At 62.1% G+C, this 22,164-nt stretch carries 25 protein-coding genes; 12 read left to right on the forward strand and 13 right to left on the reverse strand.

Going from position 1 to position 22,164, the window contains the following annotated elements; genetic code table 11:
• Positions 1-195: 195 nt before the first annotated feature.
• The 5 genes from M8997_RS13470 to M8997_RS13490 are packed head-to-tail and all read left to right on the forward strand — an operon-like array spanning position 196 to position 4,537.
• Positions 196-1,362: a (5-formylfuran-3-yl)methyl phosphate synthase gene (locus M8997_RS13470; protein ID WP_250018902.1), complete on the forward strand. Its 1,167-nt coding sequence runs from the start codon at positions 196-198 to the stop codon at positions 1,360-1,362.
• Positions 1,359-1,994: a dihydroneopterin aldolase gene (locus tag M8997_RS13475; RefSeq protein ID WP_250018901.1), complete on the forward strand. Its 636-nt coding sequence runs from the start codon at positions 1,359-1,361 to the stop codon at positions 1,992-1,994. The genes M8997_RS13470 and M8997_RS13475 overlap by 4 nt, the downstream gene beginning before the upstream one ends.
• Positions 1,991-2,542: a flavoprotein gene (locus M8997_RS13480; protein WP_250018900.1), complete on the forward strand. Its 552-nt coding sequence runs from the start codon at positions 1,991-1,993 to the stop codon at positions 2,540-2,542. The genes M8997_RS13475 and M8997_RS13480 overlap by 4 nt, the downstream gene beginning before the upstream one ends.
• Positions 2,535-3,932, forward strand: coding sequence for a DUF6513 domain-containing protein (locus tag M8997_RS13485; protein WP_250018899.1), 1,398 nt, complete (start codon positions 2,535-2,537; stop codon positions 3,930-3,932). The genes M8997_RS13480 and M8997_RS13485 overlap by 8 nt, the downstream gene beginning before the upstream one ends.
• A complete protein-coding gene (locus M8997_RS13490; RefSeq protein ID WP_250018898.1) occupies positions 3,929-4,537 on the forward strand; it encodes a DUF447 domain-containing protein in 609 nt (202 codons plus the stop codon). Before M8997_RS13485 ends, M8997_RS13490 begins: the two co-directional genes overlap by 4 nt.
• Here M8997_RS13490 and M8997_RS13495 read toward each other — a convergent pair.
• Complete coding sequence (locus M8997_RS13495) at positions 4,513-5,592, reverse strand: hydantoinase/oxoprolinase family protein (protein WP_250018897.1); 1,080 nt, start codon at positions 5,590-5,592, stop codon at positions 4,513-4,515. The genes M8997_RS13490 and M8997_RS13495 overlap by 25 nt on opposite strands.
• A gap of 29 nt (positions 5,593-5,621) precedes the next feature.
• Between M8997_RS13495 and M8997_RS13500 the strand changes: the two genes are divergently transcribed.
• Positions 5,622-6,335, forward strand: a complete 714-nt coding sequence (locus M8997_RS13500; protein WP_250018896.1) for a HisA/HisF-related TIM barrel protein — start codon at positions 5,622-5,624, stop codon at positions 6,333-6,335.
• A gap of 118 nt (positions 6,336-6,453) precedes the next feature.
• On the opposite strand, the gene fae is transcribed toward M8997_RS13500, so the two are convergent.
• The 7 genes from fae to M8997_RS13535 form a co-directional block, all read right to left on the reverse strand.
• A complete protein-coding gene (gene fae, locus M8997_RS13505; RefSeq protein ID WP_250018895.1) occupies positions 6,454-6,960 on the reverse strand; it encodes a formaldehyde-activating enzyme in 507 nt (168 codons plus the stop codon).
• A gap of 151 nt (positions 6,961-7,111) precedes the next feature.
• Positions 7,112-7,975 (reverse strand): triphosphoribosyl-dephospho-CoA synthase, encoded by an 864-nt coding sequence (locus tag M8997_RS13510; protein WP_250018894.1) that lies wholly within the window; start codon positions 7,973-7,975, stop codon positions 7,112-7,114.
• A complete protein-coding gene (locus M8997_RS13515; protein WP_250018893.1) occupies positions 7,972-8,886 on the reverse strand; it encodes a RimK family alpha-L-glutamate ligase in 915 nt (304 codons plus the stop codon). Before M8997_RS13515 ends, M8997_RS13510 begins: the two co-directional genes overlap by 4 nt.
• Before the next feature lie 5 nt (positions 8,887-8,891).
• On the reverse strand, positions 8,892-9,845 hold the full coding sequence (mch, locus tag M8997_RS13520; RefSeq protein WP_250018892.1) for a methenyltetrahydromethanopterin cyclohydrolase: 954 nt from the start codon (positions 9,843-9,845) through the stop codon (positions 8,892-8,894).
• Positions 9,842-10,867, reverse strand: a complete 1,026-nt coding sequence (locus tag M8997_RS13525) for an ATP-grasp domain-containing protein (RefSeq protein ID WP_250018891.1) — start codon at positions 10,865-10,867, stop codon at positions 9,842-9,844. The genes mch and M8997_RS13525 overlap by 4 nt, the downstream gene beginning before the upstream one ends.
• A 73-nt stretch (positions 10,868-10,940) precedes the next feature.
• Positions 10,941-11,837, reverse strand: coding sequence for an NAD(P)-dependent methylenetetrahydromethanopterin dehydrogenase (locus M8997_RS13530; RefSeq protein WP_305884373.1), 897 nt, complete (start codon positions 11,835-11,837; stop codon positions 10,941-10,943).
• A complete protein-coding gene (locus tag M8997_RS13535) occupies positions 11,834-12,853 on the reverse strand; it encodes a beta-ribofuranosylaminobenzene 5'-phosphate synthase family protein (RefSeq protein ID WP_250018890.1) in 1,020 nt (339 codons plus the stop codon). The genes M8997_RS13530 and M8997_RS13535 overlap by 4 nt, the downstream gene beginning before the upstream one ends.
• 98 nt (positions 12,854-12,951) lie before the next feature.
• Between M8997_RS13535 and M8997_RS13540 the strand changes: the two genes are divergently transcribed.
• From M8997_RS13540 to M8997_RS13560, 5 genes are all read left to right on the forward strand, one after another.
• The gene (locus M8997_RS13540) at positions 12,952-13,350 is read left to right on the forward strand and encodes a 4a-hydroxytetrahydrobiopterin dehydratase (protein ID WP_250018889.1); all 399 of its coding nucleotides are present in this window, start codon (positions 12,952-12,954) and stop codon (positions 13,348-13,350) included.
• A gap of 81 nt (positions 13,351-13,431) precedes the next feature.
• On the forward strand, positions 13,432-14,523 hold the full coding sequence (locus M8997_RS13545) for a tungsten formylmethanofuran dehydrogenase (protein ID WP_250018888.1): 1,092 nt from the start codon (positions 13,432-13,434) through the stop codon (positions 14,521-14,523).
• Complete coding sequence (locus M8997_RS13550) at positions 14,517-16,151, forward strand: formylmethanofuran dehydrogenase subunit A (RefSeq protein ID WP_250018887.1); 1,635 nt, start codon at positions 14,517-14,519, stop codon at positions 16,149-16,151. The genes M8997_RS13545 and M8997_RS13550 overlap by 7 nt, the downstream gene beginning before the upstream one ends.
• Positions 16,139-17,044 carry a formylmethanofuran--tetrahydromethanopterin N-formyltransferase gene (fhcD, locus tag M8997_RS13555; RefSeq protein ID WP_250018886.1) on the forward strand — a complete coding sequence of 302 codons (906 nt, stop codon included), beginning with the start codon at positions 16,139-16,141 and terminating at the stop codon, positions 17,042-17,044. The genes M8997_RS13550 and fhcD overlap by 13 nt, the downstream gene beginning before the upstream one ends.
• Positions 17,044-17,862, forward strand: a complete 819-nt coding sequence (locus M8997_RS13560) for a formylmethanofuran dehydrogenase subunit C (protein WP_250018885.1) — start codon at positions 17,044-17,046, stop codon at positions 17,860-17,862. The genes fhcD and M8997_RS13560 overlap by 1 nt, the downstream gene beginning before the upstream one ends.
• Here M8997_RS13560 and M8997_RS13565 read toward each other — a convergent pair whose 3' ends face one another.
• Complete coding sequence (locus M8997_RS13565; RefSeq protein ID WP_250018884.1) at positions 17,863-18,102, reverse strand: hypothetical protein; 240 nt, start codon at positions 18,100-18,102, stop codon at positions 17,863-17,865. It abuts the gene before it with no gap.
• A gap of 336 nt (positions 18,103-18,438) precedes the next feature.
• Between M8997_RS13565 and M8997_RS13570 the strand changes: the two genes are divergently transcribed.
• Positions 18,439-19,191, forward strand: a complete 753-nt coding sequence (locus M8997_RS13570) for an SDR family NAD(P)-dependent oxidoreductase (RefSeq protein ID WP_250018883.1) — start codon at positions 18,439-18,441, stop codon at positions 19,189-19,191.
• 3 nt (positions 19,192-19,194) lie between these two features.
• On the opposite strand, the gene M8997_RS13575 is transcribed toward M8997_RS13570, so the two are convergent.
• Genes M8997_RS13575 through M8997_RS13590 form a run of 4 tightly spaced genes read right to left on the reverse strand, consistent with a single transcriptional unit; the run spans position 19,195 to position 22,161 of the window.
• The gene (locus M8997_RS13575; RefSeq protein WP_250018882.1) at positions 19,195-19,650 is read right to left on the reverse strand and encodes a MaoC/PaaZ C-terminal domain-containing protein; all 456 of its coding nucleotides are present in this window, start codon (positions 19,648-19,650) and stop codon (positions 19,195-19,197) included.
• Positions 19,651-19,652: 2 nt separating this feature from the next.
• A complete protein-coding gene (locus M8997_RS13580; RefSeq protein WP_250018881.1) occupies positions 19,653-20,729 on the reverse strand; it encodes a Gfo/Idh/MocA family protein in 1,077 nt (358 codons plus the stop codon).
• A complete protein-coding gene (locus tag M8997_RS13585; protein WP_250018880.1) occupies positions 20,722-21,051 on the reverse strand; it encodes an L-rhamnose mutarotase in 330 nt (109 codons plus the stop codon). The genes M8997_RS13580 and M8997_RS13585 overlap by 8 nt, the downstream gene beginning before the upstream one ends.
• 3 nt (positions 21,052-21,054) lie before the next feature.
• Complete coding sequence (locus tag M8997_RS13590) at positions 21,055-22,161, reverse strand: ABC transporter ATP-binding protein (protein ID WP_250018879.1); 1,107 nt, start codon at positions 22,159-22,161, stop codon at positions 21,055-21,057.
• Positions 22,162-22,164 lie beyond the last annotated feature (3 nt).

Genomic DNA, 22,164 nt, shown 5'->3' on the forward strand with positions numbered 1-22,164 from the left:
AGGAAAGTGAGAGTATTTGGCACCGTACTCGTCATGTTCAGACCATAGTCCCCGCCGCCATCGCAAGAATGGCGGGTGATTAAGAACAGAGGTGCCCATAGTGTTATTAAACAACGTCGCGACAATCTCAACCCTCAATGTCAGCTTTTCGTTAACGCAAAGCGTTGAATTATTGCGCCGTGGAGATGCAAGCTGATGACGAAAATGCTGGCCAGTGTCAGGGACCGCGGGGAGGCCGAGATTGCCTTCCAGAACGGTGCCGATATCATCGATCTGAAGGAGCCGGCCAATGGCGCGCTCGGCGCCGTCGAATTGCCCAAGATATTGGAAGTAAAGGCGTTTCTGTCCGGCCGGCGTCCTGTCAGTGCGGCATGTGGCGATCTTCCCATGGATCCCGAGGCCATCGTCCGGAAGGTCGGGGAACTGCTCGCCGCCGGCGTCGATTACGTCAAGATCGGCCTGGTCGCGTCGGCACGGCTCAATGCCTGCCTGCAGCAGCTGAAGCCACTGTCCTCACACGGGAAATTGATTGCCGTCTTGTTTGCCGACGAGTGGCATCAATATGATGCCGACATATTGGAGCGCCTCGCCGGGAGCGGCTTCCACGGGGTGATGGTCGATACTGCCGACAAGTCGAAGGGCCGGTTGCTCAAGCATATTTCGCCGGAGCAGACGGGCCGGTTCGTCAAGAGCGCCCATGAACACCGGCTAATGGTCGGCCTGGCCGGTTCGCTGGAAGCCCCGGACGTATCGCGCCTGCTGCCCTATGAACCCGACTTTCTCGGGTTCAGGGGAGCGCTATGCTCCGATCTCGATCGCAAGGCCGCGATCGACGCGGAAGCGACTGCGAAGATACGCGCCCTCATACCCGATGTGCCGGAAGGCACCGGGCCGGCGACCGTGGACTACAAATTGCTCGCCGCCCGCGGGTATTATCCGGACCCCGCCGAAGCTGGCCTCGGCACCGACAAGATATTCGTCCGCGATTTCGTCCTGCCGGTAAACATAGGCGCCTATAGTTTCGAACATGGGAAGCCCCAGAACGTCCGCTTCGACGTCACGGCTGACGTCTTGCGTGTGACGCGCAATCCCGAAGACATGCGCCATGTGGTGTCGTACGATCTGATCATGGATGGCATACGAGCCATCATCGCCGAAGGCCATGTCGAACTGGCCGAAACCCTGGCCGAACAGATCGCGACCTTCATCCTGAAGAACCCGCGCGTGACCCGTGTCGTCGTTCGCGCCGAAAAGCTCGAACTTGGACCGGGCGGCGTGGGCGTGGAGATCGAGCGTACGAACGATATGAAAAGCTCGAGGCTCAACACGCCGCAAGCCTATATGGACCGAAAGTTCTCATGACGCCGCTGGTCGCGAAGCTCGGCGGCAGTACCGCAGGCCATGGCGAAATGCAGCTGTGGCTGAACGCTTTCGTCACCGCGACCTTTCCGATCATCGTCGTCCCGGGCGGTGGCCCCTTTGCCGACCAGGTGCGGTCGTCGCAGACGAAACTCGGTTATTCGGATGCGGCCGCACATGAGATGGCTATCCTTGCAATGGACCAGCTCGGCATCGCCATGGCGGAGCGTCATGAGCGGATGCAGCCAGTGCGGACATTGGACGATATGCGCCAGACGCTTCGGCGCGGTCTCGTTCCGGTATGGCTGCCCTCGCTGATGGCAATCGGGCGAGGCGATATCCCCGTCGGCTGGGACGTGACTTCCGATAGCCTCAGCGCCTGGCTCGCCCGGGAGATCGGAGCGACCGGATTGCTGCTGGTGAAGCAGACGGACGAATACGACACATTCGACCGCGTCGATGCCCTCGCCGCGGCGGGCATCGTCGACAACATGTTGCCGCGGATGCTCGATCCGTCGATCACGCTCCATATCGCCGGACCCGCTCTGGCGCGATCGTTGACATTGCCCTTGGCAACGGCTCCGGGCCGCGTGATGATACATGACAGGCAGGCCGAAACAGCGGAAGCTCCATGACACGTTTGCATACTCCCAGATGGGCCTGGGCGCTCACCGGTTCCGGTCACTTCTTCATCGAAAGTTTCGAGCTGATCCGCGAGCTTGAACATTGCGACGTGTTCGTATCGAAAGCCGCCGACGAGGTGTTGCGCATGTACAAGCTGAAGCTCGACTTTCCCGAGACGACGCGGGTATTGCATGACAAGACCGCAAGCTCCGTCCCGGTCGGCGGGTTCTACAATGGCATCTACCACACGGCCGTCATCGCTCCCGCGACTTCGAACACCGTGGCCAAGTGCGTGGCCGGCATATCCGACACGCTGCCGACCAATGTCTATGCCCAGGCGGGAAAATGCCTGGTGCCGTCGATCGTCTACGCATGCGACACGGCGCCGGAACTTATGACGAGGGCGCCGGGCGGAATGGTGAAAGTCTATCCGCGGCCGATAGACCTGGAGAATACGGAACGGCTGAAGACGTACGAGCGCACGGAGGTGGTTGAATCGATCGCAGAACTGAGGGCCGCCATTGCGCGGCGGTCCAGCGAGATCGCCGGGGATGGCTGAACATTACCTGTTCCTGACCGGACATCTGGCCCGTTCACGGCTGGAGCGCCTGCTCGGTGAGATGGCCGATCCGCCGTTCAGCTATGAGATCGTCGACATCGGCGTGAAAGTCGCCGCGCTGATGAGCGAAGAGATCATTCTGCGCCGGCTGCAAGGTCCGGCGGCCGACCGCATCATCCTGCCGGGCCGGTTTCGCGGCGATCTCGACCGACTGAGCCAGCATTTCGGCATTCCGTTCGATCGCGGGCCCGACGAAATTGCCGATCTGCCGGCGTTCCTGGGAAGAGCGGGAAAGCCGGTGGACCTTACGAGGCACAATATGCGGATATTCGCGGAGATCGTCGATGCGTCGGCCATGTCCGTCGAGGCCTTGACGGAGCGGGCGCTGCATTACGCCCGCGCCGGGGCTGACGTCATCGACATTGGCTGTCTTCCGGATACCCCGTTCCCGCATCTCGCGGAGGCGGTCCAAACCCTGAAAGGCAACGGGCTGAGCGTCAGTGTCGATTCCGCCAATGTCGAGGAATTGCGGGTCGGAGCTCGCGCCGGCGCCGACTACCTGCTCAGCCTCACCGAAGAGACGATCGATATTGCGCTGGATCACGGCGCTGTCCCGATCCTGATCCCGGCGCTCGCCGGCGATCTGGATTCGCTCGGCCGCGCCATCGATGCCGCGCTGAAGTCAGGGATCAGCTTCATCGCGGATCCGGTGCTGGACCCCATCCATTTCGGCTTCGCCGCGTCATTGGGCCGGTTTCTGGAGGCGCGCCGCCGCTGGCCTGACGTGCCGATGATGATGGGAACCGGAAATCTCACCGAGCTCACCGATGCGGATTCGTCGGGTATGACCGCGATGCTGACGGGCATCTGCTCCGAACTGTCGATCGAGAATGTCCTCGTCGTCAATGTCAGCCCGCATACGATCCGCACGGTGGAAGAACATGACCGGGCCCGGCGCATCATGTATGCTGCCAAAGCCGACAATGCGCTGCCGCGTGGCTATGACAGCGCCCTTTTGCAGGTTCACGACCGCAAGCCATATCCGCATAGCCTGGATGACATCGATGCGCTGGCGGCGGATGTGCGCGACGGCAATTACCGCATCATGACGGCGCCGGACGGGATTCATGTCTTCAACGCCAAGACGCACAGGGTGGCTCGGGACGCATTTGAACTCTTTCCGCATCTCGGCGTTGAGAATGATGGCGGCCACGCATTCTATCTTGGCTCGGAACTCACCAAAGCCGAAACAGCCTGGAAGCTGGGCAAGCGCTATACGCAAGACGAACCTCTGCAGTGGGGAGCGGCCGCCCCGGAAAAGGAAGCGGACCGGCTGAGGCTGAAAGAGGCAGGACATACATTGAAAGCCAGGAAAGACACCACGAATTGAGCTATATCAGCGAGACCATCGTGACGACTGTCAACCGAGCGGGCGACGTGCATATTGCGCCGCTCGGGATAATCCAGGAGGGCAACGGCTGGGTCATCGCGCCGTTTCGCCCCTCGCGGACGCTCGACAATCTCGCCGAGACCGGCGTCGCTGTGGTGAACTATACCGATGATGTCCTGGTCTTCGCCGGCTGCCTGACGGGCCGGAAGGATTGGCCGACTGTTCCTGTCGATGATTGCCCCGTTCCGCGTCTTCGCTCCGCGCTGAGCCACGCCGTGCTGCAGGTTGTCTCCGTCGATGATGACGGCATGCGTCCGCGGCACTTCTGCAAGGTGGTGCGCGAGGAAACCCATGCTCCCTTTCGTGGGCTCAACCGCGCCAAGGCGGCGGTGCTGGAGCTTGCCATTCTGGCAAGCCGTCTCCACATGCTGCCGCCGGAGAAGATCGAATCCGAGATCGCTTATCTCACGATAGCAATAGAGAAGACCGCGGGTCCGGACGAGTTGAAGGCATGGACATGGCTGATGCAGCGCGTGAAGGACTATCAGGATCAGCGCGATTCAAAGAGCCAGGCGGTGAATCATGATGCCGATGGCGGCAGTTGATCCGTAAGCCGTGAGACGGCCAGCAATGCTGCTGCGGCTGCCGGCGCGGCCTTGCTGGCATCGTCGCGGGCTTCGGTCGTCGTCGGTATCAAGCTGCCGAAATCGACATAGGGCCGGTCCATCCGCTTCGCGAGCGCCCGGATCTGCGGCCTTCCGATGCCGGCGCCGACGATTGGCGCAGCGGCATTGGCGGAAATGGCCCTTGCCACGCGAAACGCGCCATCATGGATCAGCCGCAACTGGTACTCGCTGAACCAGCGCGCGATATCGACCCATTCCTTCTCTTCCAGGGCATCGCTGTCGAGGCCGACCATCCGCGCAATACGCTGGATGGAACCTGCCATCGTCTTGGGCCGCCTGTCGGCTGACGGATAGAGATCGTCCGCTTCGTCCAACGTGCCAAGCACGCGCCCGAGATCGGCGGTATTGGCGAAGTACTCGTTCATCAGCGGCGTCATATGGCCTCGCACCGGAACAAGCTTGGCGATGCCGATCAGCGCCGAGCGCGCAAAACCCGTATAGACGAGCTCGCCCGACAGGAGCCGCTCCGCATCGGAATAGCCGTCATTCAGCAATTTGCCCTCGCTGAAGGCGAGAATATCGGTCGTCGTGGACCCCATGTCGACGAACAGGCCCGTCCCCGCCAGCCTGGCGGCAAGCGACGCCGTTGCATGCCAATTTGCCGATGCGATGTCCTCTCCAAGGGAGCGGGCTGTTTCAAGGTCGCATATTCCGGCCCGGCCGGCATAGATCAATGTGTCTGAGCCAAACTCCTCGGCGATGAAATCCAGCAAATGCGCGATGCCTTCGTCGCGTGATACAAAAGTATCGGACAGTTCTCCCGTCATCGTGAAGATATGCGGGCCCTCATGGGCCAGCGATGCGAGGTCGCGCACCGCCTCCCGCACCTGGTCCAGGCCGAGCCACAGCGGTGTCTTGATGATCCGCGCGGAAGTGATCTGCCCGGCCTCGCACCGCGCCATCTTGAGATGGGCGCCGCCCAGGTCCCAACCGGTGATGGAGGGCTTCCCTTCAGTGGAAAATCGGCGTTTCATGGGCACTTCGTTCCTTGGATTCGGCATTCGTGCATATCATTCCGGTACTGGACATTAAAGACGGGCTTGTCGTGGCGGCGCTGAGGGGCGATCGCGACAATTATCGGCCGATCGCCACGCCTCTGAGCCGTAGCGCCGATCCCATGGACGTGGCGCGGGGGCTGCGGCAGCTTTATCCCTTTCCCGCCTACTACGTGGCCGATCTCGATGCGATCCAGCATGGTCGGCAAAACTGGACGATCGATCTGCTCGAGCCCCTTCTGGAGATGGTGGATGTGTTCATCGATGCCGGCTTCGCACGATCGTCCGAATTCGAAGCGGCGCTGGCGGCGGACCGTCTCTGGCCCGTACTCGGCTCCGAATCCCAGGAAAATGCCTCTGTGCTGGAACAATTGCACCGGGAGCCGCGTCTCGTATTGTCGCTGGATTTTCGCGGCGACGAATTTCTTGGCCCGCCCGCGATTCTGGACGATGCGGAGCGGTGGCCGGCACGGGTGATCGTCATGACCCTTGGCCGCATCGGAGCCGGCGGCGGTCCCGATTTCGATCGCCTGGATACGGTGAAGCAACGCGCCGGAAGCCGAAAAATCATTGCGGCGGGCGGCATTCGCGGCCCGGCCGATCTGGAACGGCTGGAGGCGATGGGCATCGATGCCGCACTGGTTTCGACGTCCCTTCACAATGGTTCGCTGTCCGCCGAAATCATCCGCTCGTTCATGTCAGGTAATGTAAGCATGGGCTAACCAAGGATGGCGATGAAGCCTTCCTTGGTTTGTTTCATATGCCCAGACGTTTTGCCAACCGGCGCAACAGTCCATCCGATGTCACAGAGGGTTCGCTCTGTGCGGGGTTGTTTCTTGTCTAAGCGCTGAATGGATGCTTGACGGCGTCTCTCTGGGCGGTTGCCTCCGCGGCGGTCGGCTTGCCCGACACGGCGCGTTCGATAGCTTCCTTCGTCGCCCGGTAGTTGAAGTCCTGTATCTTGGCGTCGTCGTCTGCTTCCCAGTGGATGAAGACGCCGACGCAGATGAAGACGTCATCTGCTTCATCGGCCGGAATGGTTCCGTCCGCGACGCTGTCCTGCACGGCCTTGGCGACGGCATGCTGTGCCGGGCCGAACATTTGTACCGCCTGCTTGGCCCCCTTGATGGTGACCTTGTTGAACAGGATGGTATTGGGTTTGCAGGCCAGATTAGGCGCGATGACTGCAAGCAGGGAGGTGAAACCGTCCTTGTTGTTCGTCAACGCATTGCAGAAAGCAGTCTCAACCGCGCTGCCGCGCGGTCCGATGAGAAGATCGATATGCGCAACTTCATTTCCGTCGCCGACAAGCGACTCGCCAACCATGACCTTGTTGATTTTACCCACAGCTAAATACCTCCCTAACCGTTTCCAAGTGTTTGTCCAAAGACGCCGTACCTCGAGACACGACGCTCGATGGACAGCTATCCTTGTTCACAGCACCCTCGGTTCAATGGGTCGGTTGGCCAGATAGCAGCGGACAATCCGCTGGCGAAATTCAAGCACTTACATCGTCATTATGCAAGAGCTTGATGAGCTTCGATGCAAAAAGGCTGGCGACGGTAAGGTCTGCCGAAGTTCCGGGATTGAAGCCCTGCCCCTTCAGCCTCGTATCGAAGGCGAGCAGCAGTTTTTCCCGCTCACGCCCGTCGCCGATTTGCAGGATTCGCGCCTGGATTTCGCGGGCCTCGAGCATGATGCTTTCAGCCGCGGCGATGCCATGCTTGCGGATGACGTGGCTGTCGGGGAAGCTCGAGAGAAAATGCAGGTAGACGAAGACGGCCGGCCACATGGCATCTTCGCCGTTCAGGACGGCGTCGGCATGAGCCGCCAGACCGCCCTCGAAAATATCGGCGAAGCCATTGGCATATTGCCGGGCGATCATGTCGCGATCGGCAGCAGAACGCATCGCTTCGAGAAGCGGCACGACAGGTGGTTCCGCCACGTCATGTTCGGATGCAGTGCCGAGGCCGCCAGGCTTGGCCAGCACGATGGCGGCGAAGACGTCGCGGGCATCGTTGTCGTCGAGTTTGTCGAGCGTCCGCATCAGGCCCTGGCGCAGGTCGCGTCCTTCGAGCGCTGCGGCTCTGGCCAGCGGCACGCAAAGCAGGACGATGCCGAGATTGGTGTTCGTACCCACCTTCTGCCGGGTAGCATCCACCGCCGACAATATGCCTTTTCCGGTGGGCTGCGCGGCGTCGCTGACAGCGCCGGCCGATATTTGCGCACTGTCGAAGAACTGCGCGGCGCTCATCCCGTGCCCATCGGCGAAGCGGTGGACATTGCCGGGTTTCAGCGCTTCGATTTCGTCATGGCAGGCGTCGATATAGGCGCGGCGGATCTGTTCCCGCGTCGGTGTCACGCCGCGGGCCTCTCGTGGAGCTCGCGCTCGATCTGGCCGACCAGCGCCGCGGCAATGCAATCGGCGATGCGGACCGGCGCCACCGATTGCAGGCCGGTCCAGGCCGGCATGCTGTTCACTTCGAGGATCAGCAGCCGGTCGTCCGCTGCGGGGATGATGTCGATGCCGGCGAAATCGGTACCTATCGCAGCCGATGCCGCAAGTCCGAGCCGTTCCAGTTCGTCCCTGATAGTCCCGGTCACCGGTTGGGGCTTGGCGCCCTTGGCGATATTGGTGATCCAGCCCTCCGCATGGCGGGTCATCATGCCGAGGACCTCTCCTGCACAGGTGAAGACCCTGTAGTCGCTATAGGACGGACCGGCCCGGGCGACGAAGCGCTGGAGATAATAGACATTGTCGACCTCGTCCGGCGCCGGCAAATCCGCCACGCTGCGGATCAATCGCAGGCCGCGCCCTTGCGAGCCGAACAGCGGCTTGAGCACGAGGGGGCCATTGACCGCTTCCCGCTCCACCACGGCCGCGGCGTTGGCCAGGCTTTCGACGGCGAAAGTCTCGGGTGTCGGCAGGCCCGCCTGCGCCAGGAGAAACGTCGTGGTGGATTTATCGACGCAGCGCTCGATCGCCTTGGCCGAATTCCAGACCGGCACGCCGAGATGACCGAGTGCGTGGAGAATGCCGAGCCGCCGGGTGATCGCCTCGAAACTGCCGGAAGAAACCGAGCGCACGATGACTGCGGCCGGAAGAGCGCCATTGAAGCGCGGAATGGCGATTCCCGAAGGATGGCGGGTATCGAAGCCGATATCGGCGATGGGCATCGTCTCGGAACTGTAGCCGAGGGAGCGTAGCGAAGCGCGCAACTGCCTCACCTGCTTGTCCGGTCGATCCGATAGTATCAGTATGGTTCCGGTCATTCCACTCAACCCAGGGATTGTTCGAGCATGGCTTCGTTGATTTCGCCGTTGCGGAATGTATCGCCGGTTTCGATCGCCGTTACAATCACTTCGGCGGGGCTGAACAGGTGTGGGTCGATGGCATAGAAGTCTCCCTTGAACTCTTCGAATATCTTCGCGAAGGGCTGCCCATAGTCCCGCGACGTCCTGCTTGGCAGGTTCTCGGCGAGCGCGCGTGCGTCGTCGGAACTGCCACGGACGAAGAGTTGTACCGAACCGCCATAGATGATGGCGTCATTGGTTCGCCCCATGGCCCGCAGGAAATCCGGATGTGGGGCGGGTATGGGTGCGCGGCCGACGCCATCGACGATATTCTCGAGCGGAAACTTGAGATCATGCGCCTTGTGCAGGGCGACTTCGAGCACGCGGCCGATGATCTGCACGGCGCCGGTGAGGCTTTGCGTCGGCGCGTAGATGAAGGTCAGCGCATCGGGAGCGAGGTCGGTTGCCTTCGCAACCTTTTCCACCACGGCGCGGGGAGGAGGGGAGGAGGTCTCGAGCACCACGACGGAGGAGGTCGCGTCCGGCTCGCGGTAGGCGATCTCGTCGAACAGAGGTTCCACTCTCGCCAGCGCGCGCACCGGGCCTGATCCCATGGCGAAATATTTCTCGTGCGAGAGGTTCCAGCCAGCATATTGACTGGCGAGACAGGCAAGGACCGGCTGCGACGAACATATGGTTACCCCATAGGGCCATTTTCCGCTTCCGAGCGTGGTGGTCGCCGTTCCGAGCCCGCCCATGCAGATTTCGATCAGCCGCAACCCGGCTTCGATGCCGCCCGGCGCCTTCGCGCCCGCGTCGATCAGATGCTCGCCCAATTCGCCGCGGCTATGCGAAATGCCCAGCCGGTCGGCATCCCGGATCATCGCGCGAGCGAGATCCTCGGCACTTTTGTTGAGATAGGCGTGACCATCTCTCATGGGAAATCCCTTCTCCAATTGGCCGCAATCTGATCGACCCGTTCCTTGACGGCTTTCATCGCGGCCCTGGCGGAGCCAGCCGTGGCGAAGACGGTGCATACCGGATCGCCGGCCTTGAGTGCCGTGCCGGCTATCTGGTGATCTGCCGTAAGATCGGGCCAGTCGATGTGCGGAAACGCACCGATATCGGCATTCGTGTAGGCGATCGCCGCAGCAGCGGAACCGCGATAGCTGGGTCTGGCCACCGCATGTCCCATCGACGCCCTGAGATGTTCGACGATCAGGGGGGCCTCCGGCGTGTCGAATATGTCGAGCGTCGCGCCCGGCCGGGGATTGATTTCGATGAGGTGCTGCGTTGCGCCATGGGTGATGAAATCGGCGCTGCACAGGCCGACCAGCCCGGTGCGCCGTGTCAGCGCGGACAGCCAGGCCTTGATCTGGTCGGCATTGTCCCGGCGGTAGTGCCGCAGCCGCACCGCTCCGCCATAGCGATAGGGGCTTGAGCGGGATGGTGACACCCATTGCCTGCTGAAGCCGAGGGTGATGGCCGTTTCGCCATTGGCGAGAAACAGCGCGGACAGGTTGGTTCCGCGCACGAAGCGTTGATAGTAGCGGCCCATATCCAGCGCGTGCGTGCTGGCCCGCTGCACATGGGACCCGCCGGCGGCACCGGCCGATTTGAGCACCCATTGGTCCGGATCGTCCGGTCGGTCGAACCTTATGTCCGGATGCGGAATACGAAGCTCGGCACAGATATCCGCCAGCTTGGCCGGGTCTTTGACGAGGCGCACCGTCTCGGCACTGTTGCCCGCGAGGCGGAAAGCGCGCGAGATGGCCTCGATCATATCCGGATCGCGCTCGAAGCCTGAACCGAGAATGACGAGCGGCTTGTCGGCGCCGGCGAGAGCCTTCAGGCTTTCGATCAACTGCGTCCCGTCGATGCCCGTTGCAAGGCTGCCGGAGAGTTTTACCGCCCGGTCGGCCAGCGCAAGCGTATCGGCATCGTTGAACAGATCGGCCACCAGCGGTCGCAGCCCCGCGCGTCGCGCTGCCGCAGCGAGCGAACGTCCGGAAATCGCGGCGATTAAGACCGCATTACTTGGCGAGATCGCGAGCAAGGGTGAATGCGTCCCGAAAATCGAAGATGACTGGTTTCGTCGCTTGGATCATCTGTTGGAAGAGGCCGGCCTGGGTCTTGTATTTGACATTGCCGATCGAAAGCGGACCAAGGGCGACGGCGCGTGTCGCATCGATGGGGTCGCCATTGGCGTTGACCTTGACCCCCTCGATGCCGGCGGGCGGAACGGCATTCACATCGGCTGCGACGAGAAGCTTGCCGGCCTCGCCGAGTTGAGCCGCGGAAATCACCTGAACGCCTGCCTTGGCCGCAGCCAGCACCACTTGCGCCTGCGCCAGCACCTTCTGCTTGTTCTCCTCGGTGGAGCCGTCCGCCGTTTCGACCGTCACGTTGAAGCGCTGCTTTATCGTCGCCGCGATGGAATTTACCCTCTCGACGCCGTCATGGCCGACAAGGGTGACATTGGCGCCGTGTTCCGCCGTGATCACCGCCGTGCAATAGCCGACCACGCCGGTAGCGCCGAAGATCGCGATATTGGTATCGCGTAGATCCCTGCCATGGTGCTTGGCCAGGGCCTTTTCGACCTTCGCGACCATGGCTGCAGCCGTTGTGAACGATCCTGCCGGGTCTGCGAAGACCGAAATTTCGAAGGGCGGCACCATTGCGCTCCGGGCGGCCTCCACCATGTCCAGGGCAAGAAGCGCATCCTTGCCGGCAATGAATATGCCGGTGGCGACGCCGGCATCGGGCGGGCGCGAGAAGATGGCGTCCTGGACCAGATTGCCGACATCCGAAAGTTCAACGCCGGTATAGGGTATGGTCGCGTCATAGCCCGCGTCGAGCGCCATGTTCACATCGAAGGGGCTCATCTGCCGGAGGGGTGTCAGCATGTGCAGGATTGTTTTGCGGCTCAAGATATCTGCTCCTGTCGAATGAAGATGTTTTCGGTCGGTACTTCGCAATTGTCCGATGCAGCCGGGCGCAGGATGTGCGCTCCGCTGTTCTTGCCGGCGACGATCTCAATGTTTACGCCAGCCGTCGCCTCACGGCAGGCATTGACGATCCGTTCCGCCTCGCTTTCGGACGCGGCAAAGGCGAAGCCCGTTGGCCCCCACGAGCTTTGACCGACGCCGACCGCCCCGGCCTGGCTCAGCCTGCCCATGGCCGCCTCCACCTGCCTGCTCGTAAAAACGCCGCCCTGGGCCGGGGCGAAATAATTGCCGATCTCTGTCTGAATGGCGTGGATGGCATGCCCGAAGAGGGTTATGTCGCGTTCGACCACGCCGGGCATGACACCCATCAGCACATGGCGGCTGATCGAAGCAGCGGCGGCGGCCGGAAAAGGCGGCAATGTCTTGAACGCCTCGATTTCATCCTCGCCGTGGATTCCTTGCGTAGTGGCATCGGATACCAGGATCGCCCGCCAATCCTCGGGGAAAGGTAGCCTGGCGACGATCGTCGGCGCTGCCCTCGCGGGGCTCTTGCCGGCATCGATGATCAGCCCGCCGCTTCGGAAGGCGGCGATGCCGATGCCCGAGCGCATGCCGCGACCGAGCAGACCCGCATCGTTGACGGGATCGAGCGGAAGATTGTGCAGGACGCGAATGCCGGCAGCAACCGCAAGCGCAAGCTGCGTGCCCGAGCCCAGGCCGACATGCTGGGGAATGGTGCGTTGGACGATGATCCTGTGCCGGGCATTCAGGCCGAGATGATGACGGACAGCCGATAGATGCCGGGAAATTCGATCGCTCTCGTCACCTTCGACCTGATCGCTCGAGCCCAGCGAAATTTTCAGCTGGGTAGAGATGCCGGTGATCGGCAGGCCGATACTGCCAAACCGCTCGCGGCCGGGCTCGGGGGCGCTGCCCGGTATGTCGAGGAAGCCGAGGTGAAGACGGGCCGGGACTTCGATCGTGACGGATTCCGACATTTGCAAATTACACAATCTCAAAAATCGGGCCCTGCACTATGATATCGTCTTTCAATCCCGGCGCAAGCCGTTGAATGAAAGCGTGGAGGATTGTCGCAATGGATCAGGAAACGAAGTCGAACAAAGGCAGGGAGCGCGTCTATTCCGACGACGAGATAATCGCCAGGCTGGAGAAGGAACTGTCCCATTGGCGCTATGAGAACGGCTGGATAAGGCGAAAATACAAGACCCATGGCTGGAAATCGACATTGATGGTCATCAACACGGTCGGGCATCTGGCGGAGGCGGCCTGGCATCATCCCGACATCAAGGCGTCCTATGCCTGGGTGGAGGTGCTTTTGATGAACCATGCGGCCAAGGGCATCACCGACAAGGATTTCGAGCTGGCGGCAAAGATCGAGAGCGTCGTGCAATGGCAGCCGGGCCGCGAGCAGGGCTCACTGGAGGGAACGCCGGCGACGGATCAGCGCTTCGCCTATCTCAAATATGATGACTGACCGCAAATTTTGCGTTCTCGCAGGGTTCACAACGCAGAAAAATTAGATAAGCTCAGGATCGGCACCAGAAAGTTGCGGAATATGTCGGTTGCATGGATTGGCAGCCAGCCGGTACCTTTGGCGGATGCAGTTCGGACCGCTGCGAAGCTTCTGGCGTCCAGCCGGTGCCCCGTTTTCTCCCTTGATGCGGATGTGCATGGTACGCGCAGCGCGATCGCGCTGGCGGCTGTGCTGGGCGCTGCCTATGACCATCGTTCCGGTGATGCGGTGGCGCGCGAGGTCGCGCTGTTCACCGACCATGGCGGCATGTTCACGACGCCCGGCGAGGTGCGGCGGCGCTCAAGCCTGATCGTTCTGGTCGGAGATATCGCCCCCGCCCATGCCGAACTGTTCAAGGGTTGGGGGGGCTCTTCGCCCGACCTCGGCGACAAGGCGCCCCGGCGCTGGTTCCAGGTGTCGGCAAGCGACCGGCCGACGCGGCGTGGCAAGGCGGTGGTGAAGGCGGTCCCCCTGAAGGGCGAGGGATTGTCGTTGAACGCCACTCTTGCCGTACTGCGCGCCGAGTTGCAGGACCGCATGGTTGCGGCACCTTTGCAGAACGTGGAGCGGTTGAAGAAGGCCATGGCCTCGGCGCAATTCCCCGTGTTCGTATTCAGCGGCGGTTCGCTCGACCAGGCCGGCCTCGTCATGCTGCAAGACCTGATCGTCGATTTCAACAGTCGGCATCGTCTCAGCAGCCTGTTCCTGCCGGACGACGACGATGCCTGGGGAACGGTGCTGACGTCACTATGGATGACAGGATTTCCACCCCGCACAGGTTTCATCAATAGCCTCCCAAGCTATGACCCGGTCCGGTGGGACGTCCAGCGCATGATACGTGAGCGAGAGGCTGACGTTCATGTCTGGATGTCCGCGCGTGGCGGCGAAGATCCCCCCAAAAGGGGGAGCGCGGCCGTGATCGCCCTGGACAAGACGGAAAGGCCTGCCCGAGGCGCCGCGGTGACCATTGCCGTCGGCGAGGCGGGACTGGACCATGATGGCGTGCGCTATTCCAGCAGGGTGGGAACATTCACCGCGGTACGGGCGGCGGAACCGTCGCCGCTGCCGAGTGTCTCGGCCGTCCTGCGGCAGCTGGCCGAGGCGATGCCCGGCAAGGGAACCCTTATATGCTGACAAGACTGACAGGTGGCGAGGTCGTCGATCCGGTCAATGGCGCGACCGGCATACGCGACATCTGGATCAGGGATGGCGTGATCGTGGACCCGCGCGAAGGTGAAGCGGCGGACCAGACGCACGACGTCTCCGGCTGCATCATCATGGCGGGCGCCATCGATATCCATTCGCATATTGGCGGCGGCAATGTGAATACCGCCCGTCTGCTTCTGCCGGAGCACCACAAGGCGCATCTGCCGAGGCCGGCCGCGACACCGCTGTCGAACGCCGGCTGGTCCACCTTTCAAACCGGCTGTCTCTACGCCCAGATGGGGTTCACGACCGTGGTGGAGCCGGCAATGGCGCCCTACACGGCGTTGCACACCCACCTCGAACTTGCCGACATCCCGATCATCGACCGGGCGACGCTCGCCATCCTCGGCAATGATGATTTCACGCTCTCGCTTCTGCGTGACGGCAAGTCGGAAGCCATGATCGACGATTATGTCGCCTGGGTGGTCGGCTCGACCCGGGCGCTCGGCGTCAAGGTGATCAATGCGGGCGCCGCTGCGGCTTTCAAGGAGAACGTCCGCGCCTTTTCCTTTGACGATGAGGTGCCGGAATACGGGCTGAGCTCGCGCAAGATCGTCAAGTCGATGCAGCATTCGGTCACGCGGCTCGGTATTCCGCATCCATTGCATGTTCACGCCAACAATCTCGGCCTCGCCGGCAGTGCCGATACCGCCGATGTGACCATCGCGGCAACGGAAGGTGTGCCGATGCACCTGGCGCATCTGCAATTCTACGGCTATGGCACGCAGGGCAAGCGGGCATTTTCATCGGAGGCGGCGCGGCTCGCCGAATCGGTCAATTCCAACCCCAATGTCACCATCGATGTGGGGCAGGTGATGTTCGGCCAGACCGTGACGATCTCGTCGGATGTCATGCGCCAGTTCTCGGCCATAGACAAAGCCAGCCCGAAAAAATCGGTGATCATCGATGGTGATGGCAATGGCGGCGGTGGCATCGTGCCGTACAGTTACAAACGCAACTATTACGGCACGCTGCAATGGGCGGTCGGCCTGGAACTATTCCTGCTGATTGCCAATCCCTGGCAGGTGTTTTTCACGACCGACCATCCGAACGGCGCGCCGTTCACCGCCTATCCCGAGATATTCGAGCTGCTGATGAGCAGCGAGGCCCGCGATGCGAGAGCGGTTGAACTGAATGTCGCTGCCCTTGAAATGACGACGCTTGCATCCATCCGGCGCGAATACAGTCTTGAAGAGATCGCCATCATGACACGCGCGTCCCCGGCCAAGCTGCTCGGTCTGAAGGATCGCGGCCATCTCGGCGCCGGAGCCATTGCCGACATAGCGGTCTACCGCCGGGGCAAGGATATCGCAAAAATGTTCCGCGAGGCGGCACTTGTGTTCAAGAATGGCCAGCTTGTCGTGAAGAACGGCAAGGTTTCGGCCTATCGCTGGGGAAAAACGCTCCGTTTGAACCCGCCGCCGGACCGCGCCATGGTCAAGCGGATGAAAGCCTATCACGAGGACCGCTACGGCCTGCCGCTTGAATGGTTCACTTTCCCGGATTCGGCGATCGATCGCGACGAGCCGTTCATGGAGGTCCCATGGAACAGCTGATGCGGAACGGCGTCGCCATCGACGATACTTTTGCCGAAGCTTTCGGCATGCGGGCAACGGCGATCATCATCACGGCGCCGACGCTGAAATGGGCGCGGCAGGCGGCGATCACGATGACCGGCTATGCCACATCCGTCATCGGCTGCGGCTGCGAGGCCGCCATCGACGTCGATATTCCCGCATCCCGCACCCCGGATGGACGCCCGGGCTGCCGGGTGATGATCTTCGCCATGGGCACGGACGAATTGCAGAAACAGCTGAAGAGCAGGCTCGGCCAATGCGTCCTCACATCGCCCGGCAGCGCATGTTTTGCCGGGCTGGAGGCGCCGGCGCGCCTCGATCTGGGCAATTCACTGCGCTATTTCGGCGATGGCTGGCAGATCTCGAAGAAACTGGCCGGCAGGCACTATTGGCGCGTGCCGGTCATGGATGGCGAATTCCTGTGCGAGGCGACGACCGGCCTGACCAAGGGAGCGGTCGGCGGCGGCAATCTTCTTCTGCTTGCGGCGGACAATACGAAAGCCCTGCGAGCCGCCGAACGTGCCGTTGCGGCGATCGGCAAGGTGCCCGGCGCCATCATGCCCTTTCCGGGCGGTATCGTCCGGTCGGGCTCGAAGGTCGGCGGCAAATATAAGGGCATGATGGCATCCACCAATGATGCCTTCGCACCGACCTTGCGCGGCGTGGTCAAATCCGCGCTGACGCCGGAGATCAATGCGGTGCTCGAGATCGTCATCGACGGCGAGACCAGCGACGCTGTAGCCGCCGCGATGCGGGCCGGGTTGAAAGCCGTCATCGATCTTGGACCGCAGAAAGGCGCGCTGCGCATAAGCGCCGGCAATTATGGCGGCAAGCTCGGCAAGTTCCACTATCATCTGAAGGAACTGCTTTGATGAAAGCCTTGACCTTCACCCTGATCAACCCGCCGGAAGAGCGCCTCGACCTGTCGATACTGACGCCGAGCACGCTCGCAGAACTGACCAGGAACGAGATCGCCAAACTCCGCATCGGGACCAGCCGCAGGCCCGCATCGGTCGGAGACCTGTTCAAGATCACCGGCAGCGATCCTGCCAACATCATCTTCGAGGGCGGTCATTCCCGTTTTGACGGGGTCGCGTCCGGCATGACCGGCGGATCCATCCGGCTGGTGGGCGATGCCGGAAACCAGATTGCCCGGGCAATGACCGGCGGCTCGCTCTATATCGACGGAAGCGTCGGCAGACATGCGGGTTCCGGCATGACCGGCGGGCGTGTGGAGATAAGGGGCAATGCCGGCGATAATGTCGGCGGGCCGCTTGCCGGGGAAATCACCGGCATGGATGGCGGCGTCCTCATCATTCGCGGCAAAGCCGGCGACTATGCAGGAGATCGCCTGCGCCGCGGCACGATCGCCCTGTGCAAGGGCTGCGGCGATTATCCCGGCTATCGCATGATTGCCGGGACCATCGTCATCCTGGGCCGGTCAGGAATCATGCCGGGCTATCTGATGAAGCGCGGTACGTTGCTTTTCGACCGGCAGCCGGAGCACCTCTCGCCGACATTCCTGCCATGCGGCGAGCCCGACAGCCCGTTTGCCGGCCTCCTGGACCGCTATCTCATCAGCGAGAAGATCACCGATCGCGCCTTGCTGGGCGCGAGACCAGGCAAGTTTGCCGGCGACAATGCGGTGTCCGGCAAGGGCGAAATACTGTACCGGAAGAAAGGCCGCTGATCACAGGATCGGTGGGACTTCCCCCGACTGGAACAGGATCATCGGCGCGCCATAATCGCCCGGATGCCGGCACGCACTGCGTGCCCAGGCGACAACGCCAAGGTGAAGCGGCGCCAGTTCTCTTGCCGCTTCGAGGGCGAGCGCTTCCGTTTCGAATTTCATCGCATCCATGTCCGGCACGAGTTCCCCTGAATCAGACCGGGAGAACGCAACGACGACTATGCGGCGGGCAGGGTCCATCCGAGCATCCTCTTCGAATGCGCGCTCTGCTTGCAGCGCGCAACTCCAGATGCCCTCGTTCAATAACACCCCAATAGAAGCGGCTTGGCAACATCGAACTTCAGGAATTGCCGTGCCGCGGCTGCTAGTCGGACCGCCAGATAGGGCGCTCCTGCGAGCGCGCAACATCGATTCCACAATATGGATCGACAGGCTCAGAGTGCTTCCGCCAAATGTCCAGAAATATCGCGATTCTACGGCCATGCAGCTTGACGACCTGCTCATCCTCTAGTCCACTGGAACTCATATGAATTGCATGGTCCATTATATGGATCGAATGAGCTTCGGGAGGTGCTTATGGATCGGGATTCGGTGATCATTGTAACTGGCGGGGCTTCCGGCATAGGCAGGGCGGTGGTGGAGGCCGTTCTCGGCCGCGGCGCGCGGGTCGTCATCGTGGATCGTGACGAGGCGGCACTCGAACGATGCAGGGCCGAACTCGGTGCAGGCCCCGCGTTAATGACCGCCTGCATCGACATCGCCGACGAGGAAGCGGTGGTGGAAAGCGTGGCGCGATGGGAGACGTTCGGGCGCATAAGCGGGCTGGTCAACTCGGCAGGCATCGCGCGCGACGTGCCGGCATTCGAAACGGACCTTGCGACATTCCGCAAGATCGTGGACGTCAATCTCGTCGGCAGCTTTCTTCTCTGCCGTGAAGCGGGCAAGGCGATGCGGCACCATGGCGGCGGCTCGATCGTCAACATCGCCTCCGTATCGGGTATCAAGGGGAATCGCGGCCGCGTGGCCTATGGCGCCTCGAAGGGCGGTGTCCTGACCATGACCAAGGTCCTTGCCGTCGAGTGGGCAGCTCACGGCATAAGGGTCAATGCGATCGCCCCCGGTCCCATCGAAACGCCGCTGGTGCAGGTGGTGCATACGCCGGAGGTGAGGGAGGCCTGGATGAACACCGTGCCGCAACGACGCTATGGCATGCCGGAGGACATAGCCGGCGCTGCGATGTTTCTTCTCGATGGCAGCCAGTCCGGCTTCATCACAGGCCAGACGTTGAGTGTCGATGGCGGCTTTACCATTGCCGGCCTGCTGGCCTGACCCTTAGCCAGCGAGTGGCTTGCGCTCGACGATCAGGATGTGATCCGCGGCCAGGACGACTTCGCCGCGCTGGTTCAGGACCTCGCAACGCTCGACGACCCGCCCGGCCTGGGGCCGTTTCGGATCGTCCTCCTTGGCGCTGATCGTCACCCTGGTCTTGATCGTGTCGCCTATATGCACCGGCCGGACAAATCGCAGGCGGTCGTAGCCATAGGAAAATGCAACGGGATTGATCAGCGAAGCGGTGAGGCCGACACCTATGGCGAAGATCATCGTCCCATGGGCGATACGCTGTCCGCCGGGCAAGGTCCTGGCGAACTCGGCATCCATATGGTGCGGGAAGAAATCGCCGGTATGGCCGGCATGAACGACAAAATCCGTCTCCGTAATGGTGCGTCCCGTCGTCAGGCGAACATCGCCCAGCCGATAATCTTCGAAATAGATGGTCTCTTCTGCCATTTTCAATCCTGAGGTTTGGCGGCAAGCGGCGTCGCCGGCGCTGCGGATGACTGGTATGCCGCTTCGACGAGCGCCATCGTATGCCAGGCATCCTCGACGGAACTGACGAGCGCGGCATCCTCGCCGGCCGCAAAGCGCTGCAGGTTGGCCATGCGGCTCATGAAGGCATCGGGAAACCAGGATCCATGCAGGGGCACATCGATCCAGTCGGATCCGCCTTTCGGGAATATCTGCAATATGTCGGGCTCGCCGCGCGGGTAGTCGAGATTGACGCCAAGTTTCAGGTAGGCGGCGCCCTCCGTACCGCAGATGCGGAACTCGCATGCCTGGAACTTGCGGCCGAAACGATGGTCGTGATTAATCGAGAGCGAGCAGCGCCGCGCCGTACCGTAGTCGAGAATGGCGCTCGTGCGGGTCTGCGCCACGTCGTGCGAGGGATGGCCGATGGACTTGGCATGAATGCCGGCCGGATCGCCGAGAAGTTCGCGAACGAGGTCGAGATAATGGATCGAGTGCATGGCGATCTCGATGCGGGGCAGGCCTTTCAGGAACGGCCAGAGGGTCCACGGCGTGTCGAGCGCGATCCAGGCGTCGAAATCGACGACCTCGCCCAGATAGCCCTTGCGAACCGCATCCTTCAAGGCGAGCGACATCGGCGCGAAGCGCAGCTGGAAGTTGATCGCGGCCGCGATGCGCTTCCGTCGGCACAGCTTAAGGATCTCGGTTGCCTGGGCGAGGTCGCTGCCCATCGGCTTCTGTATGAGGGCGAAGGCCCTGTCGGGCAGTGCCGCGAGGACCTTTGCATGCTGGCCCGGCGGCGTTGCAAGATCAAAGACAGCGTTCGTTACCGCGGCTGCCTCCTCGAGCGAGCCATAGGCGGCTACGCCCCAGGCATCCGCCAGCGCCCGCGCCTTGCCGATGTCGGGATCATAGATGCCGGCAACCGGCATCGCGCCATTCCGGTATGCGGGAAGATGCGCGTCATTGACGATGCTGCCCGCGCCGAAGATGACGATCGGACGCGGTGCCGATGGCCGGGGCCAGAACTGCTGCAGATCGCGTGGGTCGAGGTCAATCATGATGGAACACCTCTTCCATCATCGCCCACCATTCGCCGCTCCCGCGCGTCGGAAGCGGTTCCTGGCACGGCATGCAGACCGCCCACCATTCCTTGTTGCGCGGATCGGCCGCCATCCTTGCCATGTCGGCGGCAAAATCGGTGCCGTGATATTCCCATGTGCCGAAAAGAAGGTTCTCCGGCTCCTTCAGGAAAATCGTGTAGTTGCGGATGTTGCAGCTGCTTATGAGGGCGAGGATCTCGGGCCAGACCGCCGCGTGCAGCTGCTTGTATTCCGCTATCTTGTCCGGCTTCAGGCCGATGACCATGCCCATCCGCTGCATCGCCTAGGCCCCCTTCTGCGCCAGCGTCAGGCCGGTCTCGGCGTCGAAGAGATGGGCCTGCGACAGGTCGAAGCTGAGCTTCACCGCTTCGCCGGGATGCAGCGGCCGTGGGTTCAACATGCGCGAGACCCACTCCCTGTTATTGAAATTGACGAAGAGCAGCGTCTCATTGCCAAGCGGCTCGGTTATGACGACAGGCAGTTCCATCTCGTGGACATCCTCGGCCGCGCCGGCATGAAGCCCGTGCCCGGTCGGGTAGACATCGTCCGGGCGGATGCCGAAGCAGACGCGCTGTCCATTGCGAAGCCTGTCCCGGAACTGCGCGGGGACCGGCAACGTCTGGCCGCTGCCGAAGACGAGCTTCCCATGATCGACGAGCGCGTCGTCGAGGTTCATGGGCGGCGAACCGATGAAGCCGGCGACGAATTTCGTACGCGGGTTCTGGAACACTTCGTCGGGCGTGCCGACCTGTTCGATATGGCCGTCGCGCATGATGACGATGCGGTCGGACAGGGTCATGGCCTCGACCTGATCATGCGTCACATAGATCATGGTCGACTTGACCTTGGCGTGGAGCTTCTTGATCTCCGTGCGTACCTGCGAGCGCAGCTTGGCGTCGAGATTCGACAGTGGCTCGTCGAACAGGAAGACATCGGGATTTCGAACGATGGCGCGGCCCATGGCGACGCGCTGGCGCTGCCCGCCCGAGAGCTGCGAAGGGCGCCGATCCAGATAGGGCGTGAGGTCGAGAACCGTGGCGGCTTCGGCGACCCTCGTCTTGATTTCGTCCTTCGGAACACCGGCGATCTTCAGGGAAAAGCCCATGTTCTCGCCGACGGTCATGTGCGGGTAGAGCGCATAGGACTGGAACACCATCGAGATGTTGCGCGAGCGCGGCGGCAGGTCGTTCACCGTCTTGCCGCCGATTTCTATCGTGCCGTCGCTGATATCCTCAAGCCCGGCGATCATCCGCAATGTCGTGGATTTGCCGCAGCCCGACGGGCCGACGAGGGCGATGAATTCGCGGTCCTTCACTTCGAGGTCGATGCCGTGCACGACCTCCTGCACGCCGTAACGCTTGATCAATTTCCTGAGTGTGACGGTAGCCATGGA

The organism is Phyllobacterium sp. 21LDTY02-6, from assembly GCF_023554255.2.
In the GTDB taxonomy this organism is placed as follows: Bacteria; Pseudomonadota; Alphaproteobacteria; order Rhizobiales; family Rhizobiaceae; genus Phyllobacterium.

What these genes read in the sequence shown, in the direction of transcription:
- M8997_RS13575 (WP_250018882.1), bottom strand. Translation starts at nt 19,650, where the DNA reads ATGGCAGAAGAGACCATCTATTTCGAAGATTATCGGCTGGGCGATGTT.
- M8997_RS13545 (WP_250018888.1), top strand. Translation starts at nt 13,432, where the DNA reads ATGTCGGTTGCATGGATTGGCAGCCAGCCGGTACCTTTGGCGGATGCA.
- M8997_RS13560 (WP_250018885.1), top strand. Translation starts at nt 17,044, where the DNA reads ATGAAAGCCTTGACCTTCACCCTGATCAACCCGCCGGAAGAGCGCCTC.
- M8997_RS13590 (WP_250018879.1), bottom strand. Translation starts at nt 22,161, where the DNA reads ATGGCTACCGTCACACTCAGGAAATTGATCAAGCGTTACGGCGTGCAG.
- M8997_RS13535 (WP_250018890.1), bottom strand. Translation starts at nt 12,853, where the DNA reads ATGTCGGAATCCGTCACGATCGAAGTCCCGGCCCGTCTTCACCTCGGC.
- M8997_RS13495 (WP_250018897.1), bottom strand. Translation starts at nt 5,592, where the DNA reads ATGAAACGCCGATTTTCCACTGAAGGGAAGCCCTCCATCACCGGTTGG.
- M8997_RS13515 (WP_250018893.1), bottom strand. Translation starts at nt 8,886, where the DNA reads ATGACCGGAACCATACTGATACTATCGGATCGACCGGACAAGCAGGTG.
- M8997_RS13480 (WP_250018900.1), top strand. Translation starts at nt 1,991, where the DNA reads ATGACACGTTTGCATACTCCCAGATGGGCCTGGGCGCTCACCGGTTCC.
- M8997_RS13580 (WP_250018881.1), bottom strand. Translation starts at nt 20,729, where the DNA reads ATGATTGACCTCGACCCACGCGATCTGCAGCAGTTCTGGCCCCGGCCA.
- M8997_RS13570 (WP_250018883.1), top strand. Translation starts at nt 18,439, where the DNA reads ATGGATCGGGATTCGGTGATCATTGTAACTGGCGGGGCTTCCGGCATA.
- M8997_RS13550 (WP_250018887.1), top strand. Translation starts at nt 14,517, where the DNA reads ATGCTGACAAGACTGACAGGTGGCGAGGTCGTCGATCCGGTCAATGGC.
- fhcD (WP_250018886.1), top strand. Translation starts at nt 16,139, where the DNA reads ATGGAACAGCTGATGCGGAACGGCGTCGCCATCGACGATACTTTTGCC.
- M8997_RS13470 (WP_250018902.1), top strand. Translation starts at nt 196, where the DNA reads ATGACGAAAATGCTGGCCAGTGTCAGGGACCGCGGGGAGGCCGAGATT.
- M8997_RS13565 (WP_250018884.1), bottom strand. Translation starts at nt 18,102, where the DNA reads ATGGACCCTGCCCGCCGCATAGTCGTCGTTGCGTTCTCCCGGTCTGAT.
- mch (WP_250018892.1), bottom strand. Translation starts at nt 9,845, where the DNA reads ATGAGAGATGGTCACGCCTATCTCAACAAAAGTGCCGAGGATCTCGCT.
- M8997_RS13475 (WP_250018901.1), top strand. Translation starts at nt 1,359, where the DNA reads ATGACGCCGCTGGTCGCGAAGCTCGGCGGCAGTACCGCAGGCCATGGC.
- M8997_RS13485 (WP_250018899.1), top strand. Translation starts at nt 2,535, where the DNA reads ATGGCTGAACATTACCTGTTCCTGACCGGACATCTGGCCCGTTCACGG.
- M8997_RS13585 (WP_250018880.1), bottom strand. Translation starts at nt 21,051, where the DNA reads ATGCAGCGGATGGGCATGGTCATCGGCCTGAAGCCGGACAAGATAGCG.
- M8997_RS13540 (WP_250018889.1), top strand. Translation starts at nt 12,952, where the DNA reads ATGGATCAGGAAACGAAGTCGAACAAAGGCAGGGAGCGCGTCTATTCC.